Annotated in this window: 1 protein-coding gene; it reads right to left on the reverse strand. The window is 66.2% G+C overall.

Features of this window, described 5'->3' with window-relative positions; all coding sequences use genetic code 11:
- Positions 1 to 660, reverse strand: a 660-nt coding sequence (locus QM841_RS43735) for a condensation domain-containing protein (RefSeq protein WP_283336794.1), incomplete at both ends; no start/stop codon positions are given.

Genomic DNA, 660 nt, shown 5'->3' on the forward strand with positions numbered 1-660 from the left:
ATCCCCGTGGTGGGTGCGGTGGGTGGGTCGGGGTCGGTCGGTGGGGAGGGGGAGGGTGTCGGGGAGGTTGGTGAGTGTGGTGGTCCAGTAGGTGGTGTGGGTTTGGGTGGTGGGGGTGGGGTGCTGGGGTGTGCCGAGGAGTTGGTGTTGCCAGTGGGTGTAGTCGGTGTAGGTGAGGGGTAGGGGTGTGGTGTGGGGTGGTTGGTGGTGGGTGTGGGCGGTGTAGGCGGTGGTGAGGTCGTGGGTGAGTGGGGTGAGGGAGTGGCCGTCGGCGGCGATGTGGTGGAGGACGAGGGTGAGGGTGTGGTGGGTGGTGTCGAGTTGGTAGAGGTGGGTGTGGAGGGGGGTGTCGGTGGTGAGGTCGAAGGGTTGGGTGGTGTCGGTGTTGATGTGGTGGGGGAGTTGGGTTTCGGTGGTGGGGGTGGGTGTGAGTGGTGGGGTTGTGGGGTGGGGGTGGATGTGTTGGGTGGGGTGTCCGTGGTGGAGGGGGTAGGTGGTGTGGAGGGGTTGGTGGCGGTGGATGAGGTCGGTGAGGGCGTGGTGGAGGGCGGTGGTGTCGAGGTGGCCGGTGAGGTGGAGGGTGAGGGGGATGTTGTAGGTGGGGGTGGTGGTGTCGTATTGGTTGAGGAACCAGATGCGTTGCTGGGCTGGCGATAACGG

The sequence above is a fragment of the Rhodococcus sp. IEGM 1307 genome, assembly GCF_030056915.1.
GTDB lineage: Bacteria > Actinomycetota > Actinomycetes > Mycobacteriales > Mycobacteriaceae > Rhodococcus_F > Rhodococcus_F opacus_D.